Genomic DNA, 20,993 nt, shown 5'->3' with positions numbered 1-20,993 from the left:
ACAATCTTATGCCGGCAGCCGAAACCGCCCTACCAGTTGTTGCAGCTCGTTGCCAAGGCCGGCGAGCCGGGCGCTGTTGCCGGCGGCCTCGTCGCTGGCGGCGGCGGAATGCTCCGCCAGCTCACGAATGCTGAACACCGAGCGGTTGATCTCTTCCGCGACCGAGCTCTGCTGCTCGGCGGCGGTGGCGATCTGGCTGTTCATCTGCTGAATATGCGACACCGCCCGGGCCATGGCCTGAATGGCGTTGCCGGTCTCAAAGGCGGTGGCCACGGTATCCTCGGCCATGGCGGCGCTGTGATCCATCAGGGTCACCGACTCCCGGGCCTTGCCCTGCAGCCCCTGGATCATGGCCTCAATCTGGGAGGTGGCCTGCTGGGTGCGGCTCGCCAGTGCCCGTACCTCGTCGGCCACCACCGCAAAACCGCGGCCGTGCTCGCCGGCCCGGGCCGCCTCGATGGCAGCATTGAGCGCCAGCAGGTTGGTCTGCTCCGCCACACCCTTGATCACATCGAGGATACCGCCAATGTTGAGGCTCTCGCTTTCCAGTTGCTGGATCACCGCCAGTGAACGGCGCACCTCTTCCGCCAGGGAGGTGATGCGCTCCGTGGTCTGGGTAACTCGTGTGTTACCGGCACCGGCGTCGGTGTCGGCGGCCTGGGCCGCACCAAAGGCGGCTTCGGCATGGCGTGCCACCTCCTGCACGGTGGCGGCCATTTCATTCATGGCGGTGGACACCTGCTCCAGCTCCAGCCGCTGCTGGTTGGTGTCGTGCCGGCCCTGCTCCGACATGGCCGACAGGGTCTGGGCGGAGCTGGCGATATGACCGCTGTTGTTGTTGAGCTCCCCCACCAGGGCACGCAGGTTCCGGGTCATGGTCTGCATGCTGTCCATCAGCCGGCCCAGCTCATCCTTGCGCTCATGAGACACATCCTGGGTGAGATCGCCGCCGGCAATGCGATCCGCCTGGGCCATCAGCACCTTGAGCGGGTTGACGATGCCTTGCGTGATCAGCCAGGCAAACAGGGCGCCCATCACCAGCGCGGCAACGGTCACCAGCAGGATCAGGCTGCCCGACCACTGGCTGACGGCTTCCATGTTCTGCTTCTGGCTGGCCACCAGGGCAGCGCTGCTGTCGGCAATGGTGCTGGCCAGCTCGTCGATGCGGGCTTCCAGATCTGCCAGTGCCCGGGTCAGGGCGACGTATTCCTGCTGCTGCTGGTCAAAACGTTGCAGCAGCTGGTAAAACTCGCGCACGTCCGCGTCCTCCCCCAGCCGGAGACGGCTCTCCAGGGTCAGCATCAGCCCCTTCAGCCGGCCCGCCAGCAACTCGGCCTGGGATGCATCACCGCTGATGGCGTATTCACGCTGGATCAGACGTATGCCGGTCAGCCGCACCAGCCAGCTCATGTAGGCCGGCTCGCCGCCACTCAGGTACTCGGCCCGCTGCTGGGCGGCAAAGCCCAGCTGGTTGAGGCTGAACAGCAAATCGGTGCTTTGCTGCCCCAGCGCCGCCAGTTGTTCCAGCTCCCGCTGATAGGCCTCGGCACTGTCCTGCAGCCGCTCGAGGCGAGCCAGATCGGCGGCATCGTGCAGCTCCGGCCGCAGCCGGCCGGCCAGCTCGCGGGCCTGAGCCACGGTGGTATTGGCCTGGGTCAGCAGCGCGCTGTCGTGCTGCAGCAGGTAATCCTTCTCCAGCTGACGCGCCTTGCCGAACAACAGATCGATGCTCGCCGCCCGCTCCTGCCGGTCGGCGCTGCCAAGCACCTGGTTGAGAGAAAAGCCACTGATGGCGGCGATGGCCAGGGTAGTCAGCAACATCATCACAAAGCCCAGGATCAGCTTGAACCTGACACTCAGATTGCCGGGGTGAAAGCGCATGTCGTAGTCCCTTACGTCACGATAAAACATTAAATGTGTGCCCCTGAGCGGGCTTTTTAACATATCGGCTAACGGACAAGGGCGCGCGCATTTTATTCAAAACAGTGATCGGTGGCACAAATGGGGCCTAAGCCACGGGGACTGGGGAATGGGGAATGGGGAATGGGGAATGGGGACATTGGAGTGCCCCCGATAAAGTAGACACTTAAGTTAAGCGGCAGCTGCGTAGGCATCGGGAGTCATCCCTCCCAGCGCCATGTGGCGCCGCACTTTCGGGTAATACTCGTCTGTATAATACCGGACTTCATCTGCCATTTCGTCTCTTCCGAGCACGCCCAGAGGGCGAGTCCACTCCTTCTTGAGTAGCGCGAAGAAGCTTTCCGAACAGGCGTTATCCCAGCAGTTACCTCGGCGTGACATGCTGATGGTGATTCCCCGTGTATTCAGCCATCTCATCACCTCTCCGTTGCGATACTGACTCCCTTGGTCCGAGTGGAACAACAGCTGTTTCCCATCTGGCCGCTGATGTTGCCATGCCTGCTCAAGGGCCTCCAGCACCAGTTGGGCGCTATTGATGGCACCCATGGCTCGGCCCACCACGCGGCGTGTGCCCAGGTCTAGGACTGCTGCGATGTAGAGCCAGCCTTCACTGCACCGGATTTGGGTGATATCTGATACCCAAACTCGGTTCGCTGAACCCACCGAGAACTGGCGATTCAACAGATTCGGTAACACAGGCAAGGACGATGTTGGCTTTTGATATCCTGCTTTAGGAGCCGTGCATGAACGATAACCAGCGTCTCTCAGCAAGCGCTGAACCTGGTTCTTGCCGCAGCAGAACCCGGCATCCCGTGCTTCCAGCCACAGCTTGCGATAACCCGGCACATTCTTCAGTTGCCTGGCTCGCTCGAGCAGGAAGGTGTTCAGCGTCCGTCGCTCGATGGCACGCGCCCCCGGAGAGTGTTGACGTGTTCGCCAGCGATAATATCCCGCTCGTGACACGTCGAGTACTTCACACATTATCGAGACCCGCCAGCGTTGACTTCGGTGGGCCTCGATAAAGGCAAACCTTACTTGCCGTGCTTGGCGAAGTACTCTTGCGCCTTTTTTAGGATTTCGTTCTCCAGCTCTTTCCGCTCAAGCTGCTTCTTCAGCCGAGCTACCTCGCGCTCCAGCTCCTGCAGGCTTTTTTCTGGTCCGGTGTTTTCAACGGCTTTGTCGGATGATTTCTTGGTCATGCTCCACTCTCTACGCCAGCGACTCAATTGGTTAGGATGGATCCCAAGTCTGCCAGCAAGCTGAGCTTGTGTCTCTGTGGTGGAGAGCGAGGCCTCGACGGCCTCACGTTTGAATGCATCGCTAAAGCGACGGTGGGGTTTGTATTTCATAACACCTTCTCATCTAATGAAGGTGTCTACTTTTCTCGGGCCAGTCCACATTGTAGGCCCGAATTCATTCGGGCAAACCGGTTAACAGGTGGCACCGTTGCCCCAATAAATTGGGGCCTACAGGCAATTCGCCCTAATCCCAAGTCCCTATTCCCTAAAAAAATCCCCGGCCAGTGGGCCGGGGATTTTTATTGCCGAAGGCAAAAAGAATTACTTCTTCTTCTTGGCCTTGGGGTTCGGCATGTCGGTGATGGAGCCTTCGAACACTTCGGCGGCCATGCCCACGGACTCGTGCAGAGTGGGGTGAGCGTGAATGGTCAGCGCGATGTCTTCGGCGTCGGCGCCCATCTCGATGGCCAGGCCGATTTCACCCAGCAGCTCGCCGGCGTTGGTACCGATGGTGGCACCACCCAGCACGCGGTGAGTGTCCTTGTCGAAGATCAGCTTGGTCATGCCGTAGGAAGAGTCGGAGGCAATGGCCCGGCCGGAGGCCGCCCAGGGGAAGGACGCCACTTCAAAGTTCAGGCCTTTTTCCTTGGCTTCCTTCTCGGTCACACCCACCCATGCCACTTCCGGCTCGGTGTAGGCGATGGACGGGATCACTTTCGGGTCGAAGTAGTGCTTCATGCCGGCGATCACTTCGGCGGCCACGTGACCTTCGTGCACCCCCTTGTGCGCCAGCATGGGCTGACCCACGATGTCACCGATGGCGTAGATGTGCGGCACATTGGTGCGCAGCTGCTTGTCGACGTTGATGAAGCCACGCTCGTCCACGTTCACGCCGGCTTTCTCGGCGTCCAGCAGCTTGCCGTTGGGAGTACGGCCAATGGCCACCAGCACGGCGTCGTAAACGTTGGTGATACTTTCGCCTTTCTTGTTTTCCATGGTGACGTGAATACCGTCATCCTTGGCGTCAACGGCGGTCACCTTGGTTTCCAGCATCATGTTGAACTTGTTCTTCACCTGCTTGGTAAAGATCTTGATGATGTCCTTGTCGGCCGCCGGAATCACCTGGTCGAACATTTCAACCACGTCGATCTTGGAGCCCAGGGCATGGTACACGGTGCCCATTTCCAGACCGATGATACCGCCACCCATCACCAGCAGCTTCTCGGGCACTTCCTTCAGCTCGAGGGCATCGGTAGAGTCCCATACGCGCGGATCGTCGTGGGGAATAAAGGGCAGCTTGATCGGACGGGAGCCGGCGGCGATGATGGCGTTGTCAAAGTTAACGGTGGTGTTGCCGTTTTCGCCTTCCACCACCAGGGTGTTGGCGCCGGTGAACCGGGCCACGCCGTTCACTACCTTGACCTTGCGCATCTTGGCCATGCCGCCCAACCCTTGAGTCAGCTGACCGATGACTTTTTCCTTGTGCGCGCGAACCTTGTCCAGATCGATCTGCGGCTCGCCAAAGGTCACACCGTGGCTGGCCATCATCTTGGATTCTTCAATCACCTTGGCGATGTGCAGCAGCGCCTTGGACGGAATACAGCCCACGTTCAGACATACACCGCCCAGAGTGGAATAACGCTCTACGATAACGGTTTCCAGGCCCAGGTCGGCGGCACGGAAAGCGGCGGAATAGCCGGCAGGGCCCGCGCCCAGAACCACAACCTGAGCTTTGACTTCTTGACTCATGGTGACCTCTATTATGATTTTTTAGCCCTGTTCAGGCAGTGGCGACCGGAGCACCAGACTCAAGACGGCCACTACATTGCAAACGGGCAAAAGTTTACTGTTCTGTTATCAAAAAGAAAGTAAAAAGGCAGGCTTATGCCTGCCTTGTCACATTAAAGGGCCAGGCGGCGAAGATCGCTCAGTACACCACTCAGCATGGTGATGAAGCGGGCGCCGTCGGCACCGTCGATCACCCGGTGGTCGTAGGACAGCGCCAGCGGCTGGATCAGGCGGGGCTCGAATTCCTTGCCGTTCCACACCGGCTTGATGCTGGACTTGGACACACCCAGAATGGCCACTTCCGGCGCATTGACGATGGGGGTGAACTGGGTGCCACCAATGCCGCCCAGCGACGAGATGGTGAAGCAGCCGCCCTGCATGTCGGCCGCGGTCAGCTTGCCGGCGCGGGCCTTCTTGGAGATTTCACCCAGCTCGATGGCCAGCTCGCGAATGCCTTTCTTGTTGACATCGCGCACCACAGGCACCACCAGACCGTTGGGGGTATCCACCGCCACACCAATGTGCACGTACTTCTTCATCACCAGGCTCTGGCCGTCTTCCGACAGGGAAGAGCAGAACTTGGGGAAGGCTTCCAGCGCCTTGGCGGCGGCCTTCATGATGAAGATCAGCGGGGAGATCTTGTAACCCAGCTTCTGCTTCTCGGCGATGGCGTTCTCGGTCTTGCGGAACTCTTCCAGCTCGGTGATATCGGTTTCGTCGAACTGGGTAACGTGGGGGATTTTCACCCAGTTACGGTGCAGGTTCGGACCGGAGATCTTCTGAATGCGGGTCAGAGCCACTTCTTCCACTTCACCGAACTTGGCAAAGTCGACCTTGGGCCAGGCCAGCACTTCCAGACCATTGCCGGCCACGGCCACACCGGCGGGCTGGCTTTCCACGCGCTTGATGATGCCCTTGACGTAGTTCTGTACGTCTTCCTTCAGAATGCGCTGCTTGGGACCGGTAGCGGCAACCTTGGACAGGTCAACGCCAAACTCACGGGCCAGGCGGCGCACCACCGGAGTGGCGTGCACGTAGGCGTTGTTCTCAACGAACTCGCCCTTGGCAGCGGGAGCAGCAGCGGCGGCAGGGGCAGCAGCCGGGGCAGCCTTGGGAGCTGCGGCGGTCGCGGCAGCAGGGGCCGGGGCAGCGGCGGGAGCCGGAGCGGCACCAGCCACAGCATCGGCTGCCGCTTCGAATACCATCACCAGCGAGCCGGTAGACACCTTGTCACCGGTGGCCACCTTGATTTCCTTGACCACACCGGCAAAGGGCGCGGGCACTTCCATGGAGGCCTTGTCGCCTTCCACGGTCAGGATGGACTGCTCGGCGTCCACCTTGTCGCCCACGGCCACCATCACCTCGGTCACTTCCACTTCGTCACCGCCGATGTCCGGCACGTTGACGTCCTTGGCGGCGGCAGCGGCAGGTGCAGCAGCGGGTGCGGCTTCGGCCGGCGCTGCGGCGGCAGCGGGTGCGGCTTCACCCGCTACCTCAAATACCATGATCAGGGAGCCGGTGTTGACCTTGTCGCCCACGGCGATCTTGATCTCGGCCACCTTGCCGGCGAACGGCGCCGGTACTTCCATGGAGGCCTTGTCGCCTTCCACGGTGATCAGGGTCTGCTCTTCTTCCACGGTGTCGCCCACGGCCACGGCGATTTCGGTGACTTCCACCTCGTCGCCGCCGATGTCCGGCACGTTCACTTCTTTCAGGGCAGAGGCAGCAGCCGGAGCGGCGGCGGCAGGCGCGGAGGCCGCAGGGGCCTCAGCCGGGGCGGCGGCGCCGCCCTCTGCTTCAAACACCATGATAAGAGAGCCGGTGTTGACCTTGTCACCCACGGCAATCTTGATTTCCTTGACCACGCCGGCGGCGGGGGCAGGCACTTCCATGGAGGCCTTGTCGCCTTCCACGGTGATCAGAGACTGCTCTTCCTCGACCTTGTCGCCCACGGCAACCAGGATCTCGGTAACTTCAACCTCGTCCGCGCCGATATCCGGCACCAGAATATCTTTAGACATGTGTTACCCCTTATGCGTACAGCGGGTTGATCTTGTCGGCGTCGATGCCGTACTTGGCGATGGCGTCGGCCACGACCTGCTTGTCGACGGTGCCCTGCTTGGCCAGCTCGGTCAGCGCGGCAACCACCACGTAGTGCTTGTTCACTTCGAAGTGACGACGCAGGTTCTCACGGCTGTCGGAACGACCGAAGCCGTCGGTACCCAGTACCTTGTAGCTCACGGACGGCATGAAGGCACGAACCTGCTCGGCGTAGTTCTTCATGTAGTCGGTGGCGGCGATGGCCGGCTCGGTACCCATCACCTGAGCGATGTAGGGCACGCGCGGCTCGGCGGTCGGGTGCAGCATGTTCCAGCGCTCCACGTCCTGACCGTCGCGGGTCAGTTCGTTGAAGGAGGGTACGCTGTACACGTCGGAGCCGATGCCGTATTCCTCGGCCAGGATTTGAGCGGCTTCACGCACGCCTACCAGGATGGTGCCGGAGCCCATCAGCTGCACCTTGCCGTTCTTGCCTTCCACGGTCTCGAGCTTGTAGATACCCTTGCGGATGCCTTCCTCGGCGCCTTCCGGCATGGCCGGCTGGTGGTAGTTTTCGTTCAGGGTGGTCAGGTAGTAATACACGTTCTCGGGGTTGTCGCCGTACATGCGACGCAGACCGTCCTGCACGATCACCGCCACTTCATAGGCGTAGGTCGGATCGTAGGTGATACAGTTCGGAATGGTACCCGCCAGAATGTGGCTGTGACCGTCTTCGTGCTGCAGACCTTCACCGTTCAGGGTGGTACGACCGGAGGTAGCACCCAGCAGGAAGCCGCGGGCCTGTTGGTCACCGGCAGCCCAGCACAGATCGCCTACCCGCTGGAAACCGAACATCGAGTAGTAGATGTAGAACGGAATCATGGGGCAGTCGTTGGTGCTGTAGGAGGTGGCAGCGGCCAGCCAGGACGACATGGCGCCCAGCTCGTTGATACCTTCCTGCAGTACCTGCCCCTTCTTGTCTTCCTTGTAGTAGGCCACCTGCTCACGGTCCTGCGGAACGTACTGCTGACCGTGGGGGTTGTAGATGCCGATCTGACGGAACAGACCTTCCATACCAAAGGTACGGGCTTCGTCGGCCAGGATGGGCACGATGCGCTTGCCGATGGACTTGTCCTTCAGCATGATGTTCAGGGCGCGTACAAAAGCCATGGTGGTGGAGATTTCACGCTTCTGCTCTTCCAGCAGCGGTGCAAAGTCTTCCAGCGCGGGAATGTCCAGCTTGACGGTGGTTTCCGGCAGGCGGGTCGGCAGGTAGCCCTTGAGGGCCTGACGACGGGCGTGCAGATACTCGTACTCGCGGCTGCCTTCCTCGATCTTGATGTAGGGCAGGTTGGGCAGCTCTTCGTCGCTCACTTCAATGTTGAAGCGATCGCGGAAGTGCTTGAGCGAAGACATGTCCATCTTCTTGACCTGGTGCGCGATGTTCTTGCCTTCGGCGGCATCGCCCATGCCGTAACCCTTGATGGTCTTGGCCAGAATAACGGTCGGCTTGCCCTTGGTGTCGGCGGCGTTCTTGTAAGCGGCGTACATCTTGGCCGGATCGTGGCCACCCCGGTTCAGGGCGAAGATTTCCTCGTCGGTCCAGTCCTTCACCAGCTCGGCGGTCTCCGGATACTTGCCGAAGAAGTGCTCGCGCACGTAGGCACCGTCCTTGGACTTGAAGGTCTGGTAGTCGCCGTCCAGGGTTTCGTTCATCAGCTGAACCAGCTTGCCGGACTTGTCTTTGGCCAGCAGCTCGTCCCAGCGACGGCCCCAGATAACCTTGACCACGTTCCAGCCGGCTCCGGTGAACAGGCCGTCCAGTTCGTTGATGATCTTGCCGTTACCCACCACCGGGCCGTCCAGGCGCTGCAGGTTACAGTTGATGATGAAGCACAGGTTGTCCAGCTTCTCCCGGGCGGCGATGGTGATGGCACCCTTGGATTCCGGCTCGTCCATCTCGCCGTCGCCCAGGTAGGCGTAAACGCGCTGCTCGGAGCAGTCTTTCAGGCCACGGTCGGTCAGGTACTTGAGGAAGCGGGCCTGATAGATGGCGTTGATCGGACCCAGCCCCATAGACACGGTCGGGAACTGCCAGAAGTCCGGCATCAGTTTGGGGTGCGGGTAAGACGGAATGCCCTTGCCGTCCACTTCCTGACGGAACATGTCGAGCTGGGCTTCGGTCAGGCGGCCTTCGGCAAAGGCGCGGGCATAAATGCCGGGAGAGATGTGGCCCTGGAAGAACACCAGGTCGCCGCCGTCTTTCTCGTTACGGGCACGGAAGAAGTGGTTGAACGCCACTTCGTACATGGTGGCACTGGAGGAGAAGGAAGACATGTGACCGCCCAGGTCCAGGTCTTTCTTGGAGCCGCGCAGTACGATCATGACTGAGTTCCAGCGGATGATGGCGCGGATCCGACGTTCCAGATCCCAGTTGCCCGGGTACTCAGGCTCGGCGTCGGCAGCAATGCTGTTGACGTAATCTGAGTGAGCGTTTCGGGCCACGGCAACGCCATGCTTGATGGCTTTGGTGGTCAGGCGCTCATAAATGTACTGAGCGCGCTCAGGTCCTTCTTGACGGATCAAAGACTCCAGGGCGTCAAGCCACTCTTGAGTCTCTATTGAATCCACATCGTTTTTCAGGATATCAGACATGGCTGTTTCCTATCTCGTTTGGGGCAAGTGCCCATGGGTTTCGTCGCTGCCGAAGGCATTATTATTCCTGCTGACGGGTCCGGCGCAGGGAGCGCTGAATGCGGCTTTCCTCGCGCTGAATGTCTAACAGGGTTTCTTCAATAAAGGCCAGGTGCTCATGACAAGCGTCCCTGGCCTGCTCCGGCTCGCGTGACAAAATGGTCTGGATAAGATTGGCGCGATGCTTGCGGATCTTCTCCACCATGCCGGCTCGCCGGTTGAGAATCTGAATGTTGCGCAGAATGCTGGACTCCAGCATGGGCTGAATGGCGCGCAACAGGTGCAGCAGCACCACGTTGTGGGCCGCCGCCGCCACCGCCAGATAGAACTCGGCGGCGTATTTGGCCTCTGCGGCCAGATCGCCCTTTTCCTGGGCCTGAATGATGGCCTGCTGGGCCGCGCGAATGGCATCGAAGTCGGTTTCGGTGCCGCGCAGCGCCGCATAATAGGCGGAGATGCCTTCCATGGTGTGGCGAAACTCCAGCAGGTCGTACTGGGACTCCGGGTGCTCCGCCAGCAGCTGAAACAGCGGATCCGCCAGCCCCTTGGTCAGGGCATTCTGCACATAGGTACCCCCGCCCTGGCGGCGGGAAACCAGACCGCGCACCTCCAGGTGCTGAATCGCTTCGCGCACCGAGGGGCGCGACACCGCAAACTGCTCGGCCAGCTCGCGCTCGGGCGGCAGGCGCTGGCCCGGCTGCAGGCTGCCTTCCACTATCATCTGCTCCAGCTTGGCAGCGATGGTTTCGGCAAGTTTGGGCTGTTTGATGCGCTGGTAGGTCATTCGCTCTGGCTTTTAAAATTGGTAATACCAATTAACACTGTTAAAAAAAGGTATCAGAGCAGGCAAGAATTGTCCATTTTTTTTGTGATCATTGCACACAAAAAGACAGGTATGCCCCGCGCTTTTTTGGGCCAGCTCATAAAATTAGCCCAGCCCCATGAAAACACAAGGAAATCGGGAATGGTCTGACCAAACAAAACCAGGAGGGAATCGGGATTAGGGAATGGGGACTGGTGGTGTAGCAGGCAACACCGATGTTGCCCGAAGCAGCAGTGGGGATTGCCGAAGCCGACCATTAAATGCCATGGATGGCATTTTCGAGCGTTACATGGGGCGAGCTTGCTCGCCGTGACGAAGTAAAAATGCCTGACCGAGCATTGAGTATGTTCGCAGCAGGTATTTTTAGTGAGTGGCTTTCATTGTAGCGTGTCGGCGGAGCCCAGCCGCACTGCTGATTCTCGCGGTGAGCGCTTTCAGAGCAAGGCGCGAAACCGTGCCCAGTCAAACCCCGGGCCGGGATCCGTCTTGCGGCCCGGGGCAATGTCGCTGTGGCCGGTAATGCGTTCGGGAGTAATGGCGGGATAAGCCCGCATCAGCGTACTGCTCACCTCGGCCAGCACCCGGTATTGCTCCGGGGTGTAATTCCCGGTATCGGTGCCTTCCAGCTCAATACCGATGGAAAAGTCGTTGCAGCGCTCCCGCCCCTCAAAGCAGGACACACCCGCATGCCAGGCCCGGCGGTGAAAGGGAACATACTGCACCAGCTCGCCGTCGCGCCGTATCAGGCAGTGGGCCGACACCCGCAACCGGTGAATACCGGCAAAATAGGGATGGGCGTTCGCATTCAGCCGCCCCAGAAACAGATCATCGATAAAGCCCTCGCCAAACTTTCCCGGCGGCAGGCTGATGCAGTGCACCACCAGCAGCGAAATCTCGCCCTCGGGGCGCTCGTCCTGATGGGGGGATTCACAGTGGCGGGCCGGACTCAGCCAGCCGTGATTGAGGGTTAAAGCCATAACAAGTCCGTAAGCCTGAAGTGAGCGGGCGTATACTAACAGTTTAACGGCGCAGTTTTACAAGGAGTCAGCATGGCACAACCGTCAGATCCGGTGCGCCGTACCGGTCGCATTATGTGGATACTGGCCTGGGGCCTGAGCCTGCTGCTGCTGACCTGGTACTTCAATCAACGGCTGCTGCGGGAACACAATCCCAACCAGCAGGTGCGGGTGCTCGACACCCATACCGTGGTGCTGGAGCAGAACCGCCACGGCCATTACCTCGCCAGCGGCGCCATCAACCAGCAGCCGGTGGTGTTTCTGCTCGACACCGGCGCCACGCAAATGGCGGTGCCCCAGGCCGTGGCCGCCCGGCTGGAACTGCCGGCGGGCCAGGCCCTGCCCCTGAGCACGGCGGCGGGCCGGGTCACCGGCTACCGCACGCGGATTAAATCGTTGTCGCTGGGGCCCTTCACCCTGTACGATCTGGACGCCGTCATCATGCCCAGCCAGAGCGACGAAGTGCTGCTGGGCATGAACGCCCTGCGTCACTTCGAGCTGGTGCAGCGGGGCGAACGAATGACCATTACCTATATGGCGCCGGCGCCCTGAGCCCGGCCCGCACGCTTGCCAGTAACCCCGTGACAAAAAGGTAGATTCAATGCACAACGCCACCCTGGCCAAGGAAATCCGCTTTAACGTGACCGCCGCCCTCAGCGAGGACCTGGGTGGCAGCCTGGATCCCAGGCAGGACATTACCGCCATGTTGCTGCCCGAGGCGCAGCAGGTGACCGCCCATCTCATCACCCGTGAAGACGGCGTGTTCTGCGGCCGGGACTTCGCCGAGGAAACCTTTACCCAGCTGGGCGGCCAGGTGCAGCTGCACTGGCTGGTGAACGACGGCGACGCCATTAGTGCCGGCCAGCGCCTGCTGACCCTCACCGGCCCGGCCCGGGCCATTCTCACCGGCGAGCGCACCGCCCTGAACTTTATTCAGACCCTCTCTGCGGTGGCCACCGAAACCCGACGCTATGTGGACAAGCTGGCCGGCACTCACTGCCGCCTGCTCGACACCCGCAAGACCCTGCCCGGCCTGCGCCAGGCGCTGAAATACGCGGTCACCTGCGGCGGCGGCCACAATCACCGCATGGGTCTGTATGACGCCTACCTTATCAAGGAAAACCACATTTTCGCCTGCGGCGGCATCGACAAGGCGGTGGCCGAGGCCCGCCGGCTGCAGCCGGAAAAGCCGGTGGAAGTGGAAGTGGAATCCCTGGCCGAGCTGGAGCTGGCCCTGGCCGCCGGCGCCGACATCATCATGCTCGACAATTTCAGTGTGCCCGACATGCGCACCGCCGTGGCCACCACCGCCGGCCGGGCCAAACTGGAAGTGTCCGGCAACGTGACCCTGCAGACCATTGCCGGCTACGCCGCCACCGGGGTGGACTTTATCTCGGTGGGCGCCCTCACCAAGCACGTGCACGCCCTCGACCTGTCGCTGCGCGTGGAAGGCTGATGAAACGAAAAGCTTGAACACCTGCATTTTTTTGATGTGTGATGCCGGGCCCGCCCGGCATTTTTGTGCCCGCGCGACATTGAAAACCCAAATGAATCCAACAATTTAACGGTAGCAGGTGTTTGAAAAACAACCATTGCATTATATGAGTAGATCCACGTCAAAAGTGGCATTAATTTTTTCATTCCGTTCAATAATTCGGTGGGCAATATTCAAATGGCTTGCTATAGATATGTTGCAGGCTCAATCAAGGCCGGCCCAACAAGACGAATCGCTGCTCGAGGAAGACACCCATGAAAAAATGCTCCCACACTCGCCCCCAGGGCGGTTTTACCCTGATTGAACTGATGATAGTGGTGGCGATTGTGGCCATACTGGCCGCGGTAGCCCTGCCGGCGTATCAGACCTATACCAAGCGTGCCAAATTTAGTGAGGTAATTGCGGCTACTGGCGCAGTAAAAACGGCTGTTGAAGTTTGTGTTCAAGGTGCAGCCACAGACGCCCGAGCCCAAGCGTGTGGAACCAACCTAGGCACAATGGCCTCGAATGCTGGTGGTACTGGCTTAGTTGCGTCGATGAGTATTGACGAAGATGGTAAGATACTTGCCATAGGAACATCAGAAGTTGACGATTCTGAATTTGAACTGATTGCTAGCCCTGCTGTAGATACTTTATCTGCCGGATCACAAGTATTTTGGGTCACCAGTGGTTCTTGTGTCACTGACGGCCTCTGCTAATCCAATATGACCATCCCCGTTAATACCTCCAGAAGCGGCCTGGCCCGAAGCCTGGCCGCTTCTTCGCTGCTGTCTGCCACCGAGCTGGATCAGGTGCAGACCCTGGCCCGGCAGGAAGGCAAGCCCCTCAGCACCATGCTGGTGGAAAAACAACTGCTGTCTTCCCGGGAGCTGGCCCGCTTCTGCGAGCGGGAATACGGCCAGCCATTGCTGGATCTCGACGACTTCGACATCGAACAGTTGCCGCCCCAGTTTCTGAGCATGGATCTGATCGAGCGCCACCACGCCATTCCGGTCAAGCTGGACAACCGGGTGCTCTACCTGGCCATGTCGGATCCCACCCATGTGGCGGCGCTGGAAGACTTCGGCTTTCGCTTCAACCTGGTCACCGACACCCTGCTGGTGGAGGAAGACAAGCTGCAGCAATTGCTGCTGCGCCTGCAGCAAAGCGGCGGCACCGGGTTGGATATTGACGGCATCGGCGACGACGACATCGCCGGTCTGGAGCTGGGGGAAGACCCCGGCGAGCGCGACGACGAGGTGGGCCGCAATGAAGACGACGCCCCCATCGTGCGCTACATCAACAAGATCATGCTGGATGCGGTACGCAAGGAAGCCTCGGATCTGCACTTTGAGCCCTTTGAGCGCTTTTTCCGCATTCGCTTTCGCATCGACGGCATGCTGCACGAGGTGGCCTCGCCACCGGTGCACCTGGCCGGCCGTTTTGCCGCCCGGCTCAAGGTGATGGCCCGGCTCGACATTGCCGAGCGCCGCCTGCCCCAGGACGGCCGCATCAAGCTCAAGCTGACCGCGTCCAAGTCGGTGGACATGCGGGTCAACACCCTGCCCACCATGTGGGGCGAAAAGGTCGTTATTCGTATTCTCGACAGCTCCGCCGCCCGCCTCGATATCGATCAGCTGGGCTACAGCGAGGCACAGAAGGCGCTGTACCTCAAGGCGCTGAAACGCCCCCAGGGCATGATACTGGTCACCGGCCCCACCGGCTCGGGCAAGACGGTGTCGCTGTACACCGGCCTGAGCATTCTCAATACCGTGACCGCCAATATCTCCACCGCCGAAGATCCGGTGGAGATCAACCTGCCCGGTATCAACCAGGTGCAGATCAACCCCAAGGCCGGGCTGTCCTTTGCCCATGCCCTGCGCGCCTTTCTGCGCCAGGATCCCGACATCATCATGGTGGGGGAAATCCGCGATCTGGAAACCGCCGAGATCTCGGTCAAGGCGGCGCAAACCGGCCACCTGGTGCTGTCTACCCTGCACACCAACTCCGCCGCCGAAACCCTCACCCGGCTCGGCAACATGGGACTGCCGGCCTACAACATCGCCTCATCGGTCAGCCTGATCATGGCCCAGCGGCTGGCGCGCAAACTGTGCCCCCACTGCCGTGCCCCCGAGGTGCTGCCCACCGACCAGCTGACCCGGCTGGGGTTTACCCCCGCCCAGCTGGCCGAGGGCATTACCCTGTACCGGGCGGTGGGCTGCCCCCAGTGCACCGAGGGCTACAAGGGCCGCATCGGCGTGTATGAGGTTATGGCCATGAGCGAGCGTCTGGCCCACCTGATCATGGAAGGCGCCGGCTCTCTGGCCCTGGCCCGGGCGGCGGAAGAGGAAGGCATGGTCACCCTGCGCCGGGCGGCCCTGGACAAGGCGCGGCTCGGCATTATCAGCCTGGCGGAAGTCAACCGCATCACCGGCTGAGGCTCATTGGTAACAGGAAGGCACCATGGCAAGCGCAAAGGACTTTCGGGTTTATCCCTATAAATGGGAAGGCATTAACCGCAAGGGCCAGAAGGTCTCGGGCTTTGTGCAGGCGGCCGATGCCAAGGCCGCCCGGCGCGAGCTGCAGCGCCAGGGCGTAAATGCCCTCAAGGTCAGACGCAAGAGCCAGGGCCTGCTGGCCCGCTACAAGGACGCCGTCAAGCCCGCCGACATCGCCATCATCACCCGGCAGATCGCCACCATGCTGGGCGCCGGCGTGCCCCTGGTGCAAACCCTGCAGATCATCGCCCGCTCCTACGAGAAACCCAGCATTCGCGAGCTGGCCGGCACCCTGGCCGCCGATGTGGAAGGCGGCACGCCGCTGTCCGACGCCCTGAGAAAACACCCGCGCCACTTTGACGATCTCTACTGCGATCTGGTGCACTCCGGCGAACAGACCGGGGCGCTGGAGCATATTTTTGACCGCATCGCCATCTACCGGGAAAAGGCCGAGGCCATCAAGTCGAAAATCCGCAAGGCCCTGTTCTATCCGGCCATGGTGATCCTGGTGGCCATGGTGGTGACCGCCATTCTGCTGCTGTTCGTGATCCCGCAGTTTGAGGAGATCTTTGCCGGCTTTGGCGCCACCCTGCCGCTGTTCACCCAGGTGGTGATCAACCTGTCGCGCTGGCTGCAGCAATACTGGCTCTATATTCTGGCCGCCATGGCGGTGGGCGGCTGGCTGTATGTGCGGGCCTGGCGCAGCTCGCAAAAGGTGCGCGACGCCACCGACCGCTTTGTACTGCGCCTGCCCATTGTCGGCAAGATCCTGCACAAGGCCGCCCTGGCCCGCTTTGCCCGCACCCTGGCCACCACCTTTTCCGCCGGCATTCCGCTGGTGGAAGGTTTGCTGTCGTCTGCCGGCGCCGCCGGCAACGTGGTGTACCGCCAGGCGGTGCTGCAGCTGCGCGACGAGGTGATCGCCGGCATGCAGATGAACATCGCCATGCGCGCCACCGGGCTGTTTCCGGACATGGTGGTGCAGATGGTCATGATCGGCGAGGAGTCCGGTGCCATCGACGACATGATGCACAAGGTGGCCAGCATTTATGAACGGGAGGTGGACGACGCCGTGGACGGCCTCACCAGCCTGATTGAGCCGCTGATCATGGTGGTGCTGGGGGTGCTGGTTGGCGGCCTGGTCATTGCCATGTATCTTCCCATCTTTAACCTGGGCAGCGTGGTACGCTGATGAAAACAATCCGCCGTATCGCCATGCAAAGCTGCAGTGCGGTTGCACTCCGCCGACACGCTTCAAGCCCATCCATGGGACGCTCGTCACATGCCATCCATGGCATGTGACGGTCGGCTACGGCAATCCCCACTGCAACTTTGGGAAGCTGCCGAGCTGCCTGTACAAACCGACAGTCAGCTCGGTGTTCCCCCGAGGAGAGCAAGGGGCGTCTGCTTCGCCGCACCCTCTGCGCCAGAGCCGAAAATTGTTCCTGCATTTTCGGCATCCATGGCGGTCAGAGACGACGTTGTACACCCCAGCAAGCAAATACCAATACTGGAAACCTCATGACCCAACTGCTCGACAATACCGCTCTGCTTTATATTGTGATCCCCCTGCTGGGGTTGCTGGTGGGCAGCTTTCTTAATGTAGTGATCCACCGGTTGCCGCTGATGATGCAGCGGGAGTGGCAACGGGAGTGCGCCGGGCTGAATAATCAGCCAGTCGCCGACGACGCCCCCTTTAACCTGTGCGTGCCCCGCTCCCGCTGCCCGCACTGCCAGCATGCCCTGGCCGCCAGAGACAATATTCCCGTGCTCAGCTGGCTGTGGCTGAAAGGCCGCTGCCGCTACTGCAACACCCCCATCGCCAGGCGCTACCCGCTGGTGGAACTGGCCTCGGCGCTGATCGCCGCCCTGGCCCTGTGGCGCTTTGGCCCGGGCTCTCAGTTGCTGGCGGCACTGGTGTTCAGCTGGCTGCTGCTGTGCATGACCCTGATCGACCTGGATCACCTGCTGCTGCCCGACGATCTGACCCTGCCGCTGTTGTGGCTGGGGCTGCTGCTCAATGTGGGCGAGCTGTTCGTATCGCTGCCATCGGCGGTGATCGGCGCCGCCGCCGGCTACGGCATTCTGTGGAGCCTGTACTGGCTGTTCAAGCTGGCCACCGGCAAGGAAGGCATGGGCTACGGCGACTTCAAGCTGCTGGCCGCCATCGGCGCCTGGTTCGGCTGGCAGAGCCTGCTGCCGGTACTGCTGCTGGCCTCCTTTACCGGCGCCGCGCTGGGGCTGGGGCTGATGGCCCTGCGCCGCCTGGGCGAAGACCGTGTGCTGCCCTTTGGCCCGGCCCTGGCCCTGGGCGGCTGGTGTTATCTGATGTGGGGCACCGAGGTGGTCAACCTGTACTGGAGGCTGGCGTTATGAGCTATGTGGTAGGACTCACCGGTGGCATTGGCAGCGGCAAAAGCACGGTGGCGAACCTGTTTGCCGAGCTGGGCGCGGACATTGTCGACGCCGACGTTATCGCCCGCGAGGTGGTGGCTCCCGGCGAGCCGGCGCTGGCGGCCATTGCCGCACACTTTGGCCCCCGGGTGATCACCGCCGGTGGCGAACTGGACCGCCGCGCCCTGCGTGGCCGCGTGTTTGCTCATCCGCAGGAAAAAGACTGGCTCAACGCCCTGCTGCATCCGCTGATCCGTGAACGCATGGTGGCCGCCTGCGCCGCCAGCACCTCACCCTACTGCCTGCTGGTGGTGCCGCTGCTGGTGGAGAATAACCTCACCGGCCTGTGCGACCGGGTGCTGGTGGTGGACGTCAGCCCGAAGGCGCAGCTGGAACGCACGGTGAGGCGGGACAACAGCAACGAGGCCCAGATTCGGGCCATCATGGCCGCCCAGGCCAGCCGCGAGCAGCGTCTCGCCGCCGCCGACGACGTGATCGACAACAACAGCCCCGACCTGGCGGGGCTGCAGCAGGCCGTGGCCCGGCTGCACCGGCACTATCTGGCGCTGGCAAAAGGCAGAAACGGTGAAACGGTGAAACAGTGAAACGTAAGAAGATGTAAGGGGTAAGGCGAAAAGAGCAAGGGGAAGCCATTGACTTCCCCTTTATCACCATCCGGTTATTCGGTGCGGGTAAAGATCAGATCCCACACGCCGTGGCCCAGGCGGTGGCCGCGCTGCTCAAACTTGGTCAGCGGGCGGTAATCGGGGCGCGGCATATAGTCGCCGGCGCCCGAAGCATTGGCGTAGCCGGGGGCGGCCTGCATCACTTCCAGCATGTGCTCGGCATAGTTTTCCCAGTCGGTTGCCATGTGGAACTCACCGCCGATCTTCAGCTTGCTGCGCACCATCTCCACAAAGGCGGGCTGCACAATGCGACGCTTGTGATGGCGTTTCTTGTGCCAGGGATCGGGAAAAAACAGCTGCACCCGATCCAGGCTTTGCTCCGGCAACATTTGCTCGAACACTTCCACTGCGTCGTGGCACATTACTCTGAGGTTGGTCAGGCCGGCTTCCGCCGCGCCCATCAGGCAGGCGCCCACCCCCGGGGTGTGCACTTCAATGCCGATAAAGTCCTGCTCCGGGGCGGCGGCGGCCATTTCCACCAGCGAAGCCCCCATGCCAAAGCCGATTTCCAGCACCCGCGGCGCGGCGCGGCCAAACACCGCGTCCAGCTCCAGCCGTTCGCCGCTGAAGTCGATGCCCATCACCGGCCACTGCTCCGCCAGCGCCTTTTCCTGGCCCTTGGTCAGGCGGCCTTCCCGGCGCACAAAGCTGCGGATCTTGCGCTTGCGCAACTCTTCCTCGGTCTGGGCGGACGGGTTCTGTTCTGTCATCTCGTTTCTCCGGCAGGCAATGAAGTGCGAATTATCCAAAGTTGAGCCAAAGGTGCAAGCCGAAAACGCTCCCGCGAAAAAAGCCGGCCTTTTCTCGCCACTTTCAAAAAAAACTCCCTCTGCCCGGCATGACAACGAAAAAAAACACCGCGGCTTCGCTCCTAGACTTTGCACACGACCCGGCTTTCAAGGAGTGACGCCCATGACCACCATGCACGGTAATCACAAGGTCACCGACGCCCTCATGCCCTACCTGCAGGATCCCCGCCTGGTGCGCGAGCTGGCCTACATCAACGGCCAGTGGGTGCATGGCCAGGGAGACCTGCCGGTGTTCAATCCGGCCACCGAAGATGTCATTGGCCATGTGCCCCGGCTCAACGGCGAACAGGCCACCCAGGCGGTGGATGCCGCCCAGGCCGCCTTTCAGGGCTGGCGCAGCCTGCTGGCCGACGAACGCGCCGCCCTGCTGCTGCGCTGGCACGATCTTATTCTGGAGCACAGGGAAGACCTGGCCACCCTGATGGTGCTGGAGCAGGGCAAGCCGCTGGCGGACGCCCGGGGGGAAATCGACTACGGCGCTTCCTTTGTGCGCTGGTTTGCCGAAGAGGGCCGCCGCGCCGGCGGCGACACCATTCCCGGCCACATTCCCGGCGCCCGCCTGCTCACCCTGCGCGAGCCGGTGGGCGTGGCGGCGCTGATCACCCCCTGGAACTTTCCCCACGCCATGATCACCCGCAAGGCGGCGGCGGCCCTGGCCATGGGCTGCACCCTGGTGATCAAGCCCGCCAGCGAAACGCCATTTTCCGCCCTGGCACTGGCGGAGCTGGCCGAGCGGGCCGGCTTTGCCCCGGGCGTGATCAATGTGCTCACCGGCTCCGGCGCCGAGCTGGGCCAGGCCCTGTGCCGGGACAACCGCGTGCGGGCGCTGTCCTTTACCGGCTCCACGGCAGTGGGCAAGCGGCTGCTGGCCGCCAGCGCCGATACGGTAAAAAAATGCGCCCTGGAGCTGGGCGGCAATGCCCCCTTTATCGTGCTGCCCGATATGGAGGTCAAGGCCGCGGCCCGGGCGGCGGTGGCCGCCAAATTCCAGACCGCCGGCCAGGACTGTCTGGCCGCCAACCGCATTCTGGTGCCCCGGGCGCACTACGAGGAGTTTCTCGACGCCTTTGCCGGCGAAATGGCCCGCCTGCGCGTGGGCAATGGCCTGGAAGCCGGGGTCACCATGGGACCGCTGATCCACCGCCAGGCGGTGAACAACGCCCATACGCTGGTGGACGACGCCCTGGCACAGGGGGCCCGGCTGTTTGCCGGCAGCCGCCGGCCCGGCCCCGGCCCCCGCTTTTTTCTGCCGGTGCTGCTGGCAGACGTAACCCCGGCCATGCGGGTATTCCGGGAAGAAAACTTCTGTCCGGTGGCCGCGGTGCTGCCCTATGACTCGCACCATGACCTGCTGCCTCTGGCCAATAACACCGAATATGGCCTGGCCGCCTATGTGTTTGGCCAGGATCAGCGGCTGATCTGGTCGCTGCTGGACGGTCTGGAGTTCGGCATGGTGGCGGTCAACTCGGTGAAAATGACCGGCCACTGCATTCCCTTTGGCGGCATCAAGCACTCGGGCCTGGGCCGGGAAGGCAGCCGCCATGGTTTTGATGACTTCAGCAACATTAAATACGCCTGCCTCGGCGGGCTGTAATCATGCATCGGAAAGGAGGTTC

General features: G+C 61.6%; 16 protein-coding genes. 8 read left to right on the top strand and 8 right to left on the bottom strand.

The features are described 5' to 3' along the window. Positions 1–6 precede the first annotated feature (6 nt). From PU634_RS01595 to ampD, 7 genes are all read right to left on the bottom strand, one after another. On the bottom strand, positions 7–1,911 hold the full coding sequence (locus PU634_RS01595; RefSeq protein WP_306762335.1) for a methyl-accepting chemotaxis protein: 1,905 nt from the start codon (positions 1,909–1,911) through the stop codon (positions 7–9). A 180-nt stretch (positions 1,912–2,091) separates the two neighbouring features. Beyond that, positions 2,092–3,269, bottom strand: a protein-coding gene (locus tag PU634_RS01590) for an IS3 family transposase (RefSeq protein ID WP_306760800.1) whose coding sequence is annotated in 2 segments (ribosomal slippage) — positions 2,092–2,978 and positions 2,978–3,269 — 1,179 coding nt in all. Because the reading frame shifts where the segments join, the coding sequence is not laid out codon by codon here. A gap of 210 nt (positions 3,270–3,479) precedes the next feature. Then, positions 3,480–4,907 carry a dihydrolipoyl dehydrogenase gene (gene lpdA, locus PU634_RS01585; RefSeq protein ID WP_306762334.1) on the bottom strand — a complete coding sequence of 476 codons (1,428 nt, stop codon included), beginning with the start codon at positions 4,905–4,907 and terminating at the stop codon, positions 3,480–3,482. A gap of 152 nt (positions 4,908–5,059) precedes the next feature. Beyond that, positions 5,060–6,967 carry a pyruvate dehydrogenase complex dihydrolipoyllysine-residue acetyltransferase gene (aceF, locus tag PU634_RS01580; RefSeq protein WP_306762333.1) on the bottom strand — a complete coding sequence of 636 codons (1,908 nt, stop codon included), beginning with the start codon at positions 6,965–6,967 and terminating at the stop codon, positions 5,060–5,062. A 10-nt stretch (positions 6,968–6,977) separates the two neighbouring features. After that, positions 6,978–9,638, bottom strand: coding sequence for a pyruvate dehydrogenase (acetyl-transferring), homodimeric type (gene aceE, locus PU634_RS01575; protein ID WP_306762332.1), 2,661 nt, complete (start codon positions 9,636–9,638; stop codon positions 6,978–6,980). A gap of 61 nt (positions 9,639–9,699) precedes the next feature. Then, a complete protein-coding gene (pdhR, locus tag PU634_RS01570; RefSeq protein ID WP_306762331.1) occupies positions 9,700–10,461 on the bottom strand; it encodes a pyruvate dehydrogenase complex transcriptional repressor PdhR in 762 nt (253 codons plus the stop codon). Positions 10,462–10,934: 473 nt separating this feature from the next. Beyond that, positions 10,935–11,477, bottom strand: a complete 543-nt coding sequence (ampD, locus tag PU634_RS01565; RefSeq protein WP_306762330.1) for a 1,6-anhydro-N-acetylmuramyl-L-alanine amidase AmpD — start codon at positions 11,475–11,477, stop codon at positions 10,935–10,937. Positions 11,478–11,549: 72 nt separating this feature from the next. Here ampD and PU634_RS01560 point away from each other — a divergent pair, with 72 nt between their 5' ends. The 7 genes from PU634_RS01560 to coaE all read left to right on the top strand — a co-directional run bounded on the left by PU634_RS01560 (position 11,550) and on the right by coaE (position 18,487). Next, positions 11,550–12,068, top strand: coding sequence for a retropepsin-like aspartic protease family protein (locus PU634_RS01560; protein WP_306762329.1), 519 nt, complete (start codon positions 11,550–11,552; stop codon positions 12,066–12,068). A 49-nt stretch (positions 12,069–12,117) separates the two neighbouring features. After that, positions 12,118–12,972: a carboxylating nicotinate-nucleotide diphosphorylase gene (nadC, locus tag PU634_RS01555; RefSeq protein WP_306762328.1), complete on the top strand. Its 855-nt coding sequence runs from the start codon at positions 12,118–12,120 to the stop codon at positions 12,970–12,972. 293 nt (positions 12,973–13,265) lie between these two features. Continuing rightward, positions 13,266–13,709 carry a pilin gene (locus PU634_RS17215; RefSeq protein ID WP_371319616.1) on the top strand — a complete coding sequence of 148 codons (444 nt, stop codon included), beginning with the start codon at positions 13,266–13,268 and terminating at the stop codon, positions 13,707–13,709. 6 nt (positions 13,710–13,715) lie between these two features. Beyond that, positions 13,716–15,428 carry a type IV-A pilus assembly ATPase PilB gene (gene pilB, locus PU634_RS01545; protein WP_306762327.1) on the top strand — a complete coding sequence of 571 codons (1,713 nt, stop codon included), beginning with the start codon at positions 13,716–13,718 and terminating at the stop codon, positions 15,426–15,428. Positions 15,429–15,453: 25 nt separating this feature from the next. Continuing rightward, positions 15,454–16,680: a type II secretion system F family protein gene (locus tag PU634_RS01540; RefSeq protein ID WP_306762326.1), complete on the top strand. Its 1,227-nt coding sequence runs from the start codon at positions 15,454–15,456 to the stop codon at positions 16,678–16,680. 329 nt (positions 16,681–17,009) lie between these two features. Further along, positions 17,010–17,864, top strand: coding sequence for a prepilin peptidase (locus tag PU634_RS01535; RefSeq protein WP_306762325.1), 855 nt, complete (start codon positions 17,010–17,012; stop codon positions 17,862–17,864). Continuing rightward, the gene (coaE, locus tag PU634_RS01530; RefSeq protein WP_306762324.1) at positions 17,861–18,487 is read left to right on the top strand and encodes a dephospho-CoA kinase; all 627 of its coding nucleotides are present in this window, start codon (positions 17,861–17,863) and stop codon (positions 18,485–18,487) included. Before PU634_RS01535 ends, coaE begins: the two co-directional genes overlap by 4 nt. A 74-nt stretch (positions 18,488–18,561) precedes the next feature. On the opposite strand, the gene trmB is transcribed toward coaE, so the two are convergent. Further along, positions 18,562–19,278, bottom strand: a complete 717-nt coding sequence (gene trmB, locus PU634_RS01525; RefSeq protein WP_306762323.1) for a tRNA (guanosine(46)-N7)-methyltransferase TrmB — start codon at positions 19,276–19,278, stop codon at positions 18,562–18,564. 202 nt (positions 19,279–19,480) lie between these two features. On the opposite strand from trmB, the gene PU634_RS01520 reads away from it, so the two are divergent. Continuing rightward, a complete protein-coding gene (locus tag PU634_RS01520) occupies positions 19,481–20,971 on the top strand; it encodes an NAD-dependent succinate-semialdehyde dehydrogenase (protein WP_306762322.1) in 1,491 nt (496 codons plus the stop codon). Positions 20,972–20,993 lie beyond the last annotated feature (22 nt).

Source organism: Oceanimonas pelagia, assembly GCF_030849025.1.
GTDB lineage: Bacteria > Pseudomonadota > Gammaproteobacteria > Enterobacterales > Aeromonadaceae > Oceanimonas > Oceanimonas pelagia.
Note: the sequence above shows the minus strand (reverse complement) of the source record. Positions and strands in the feature narration are given on the sequence as shown.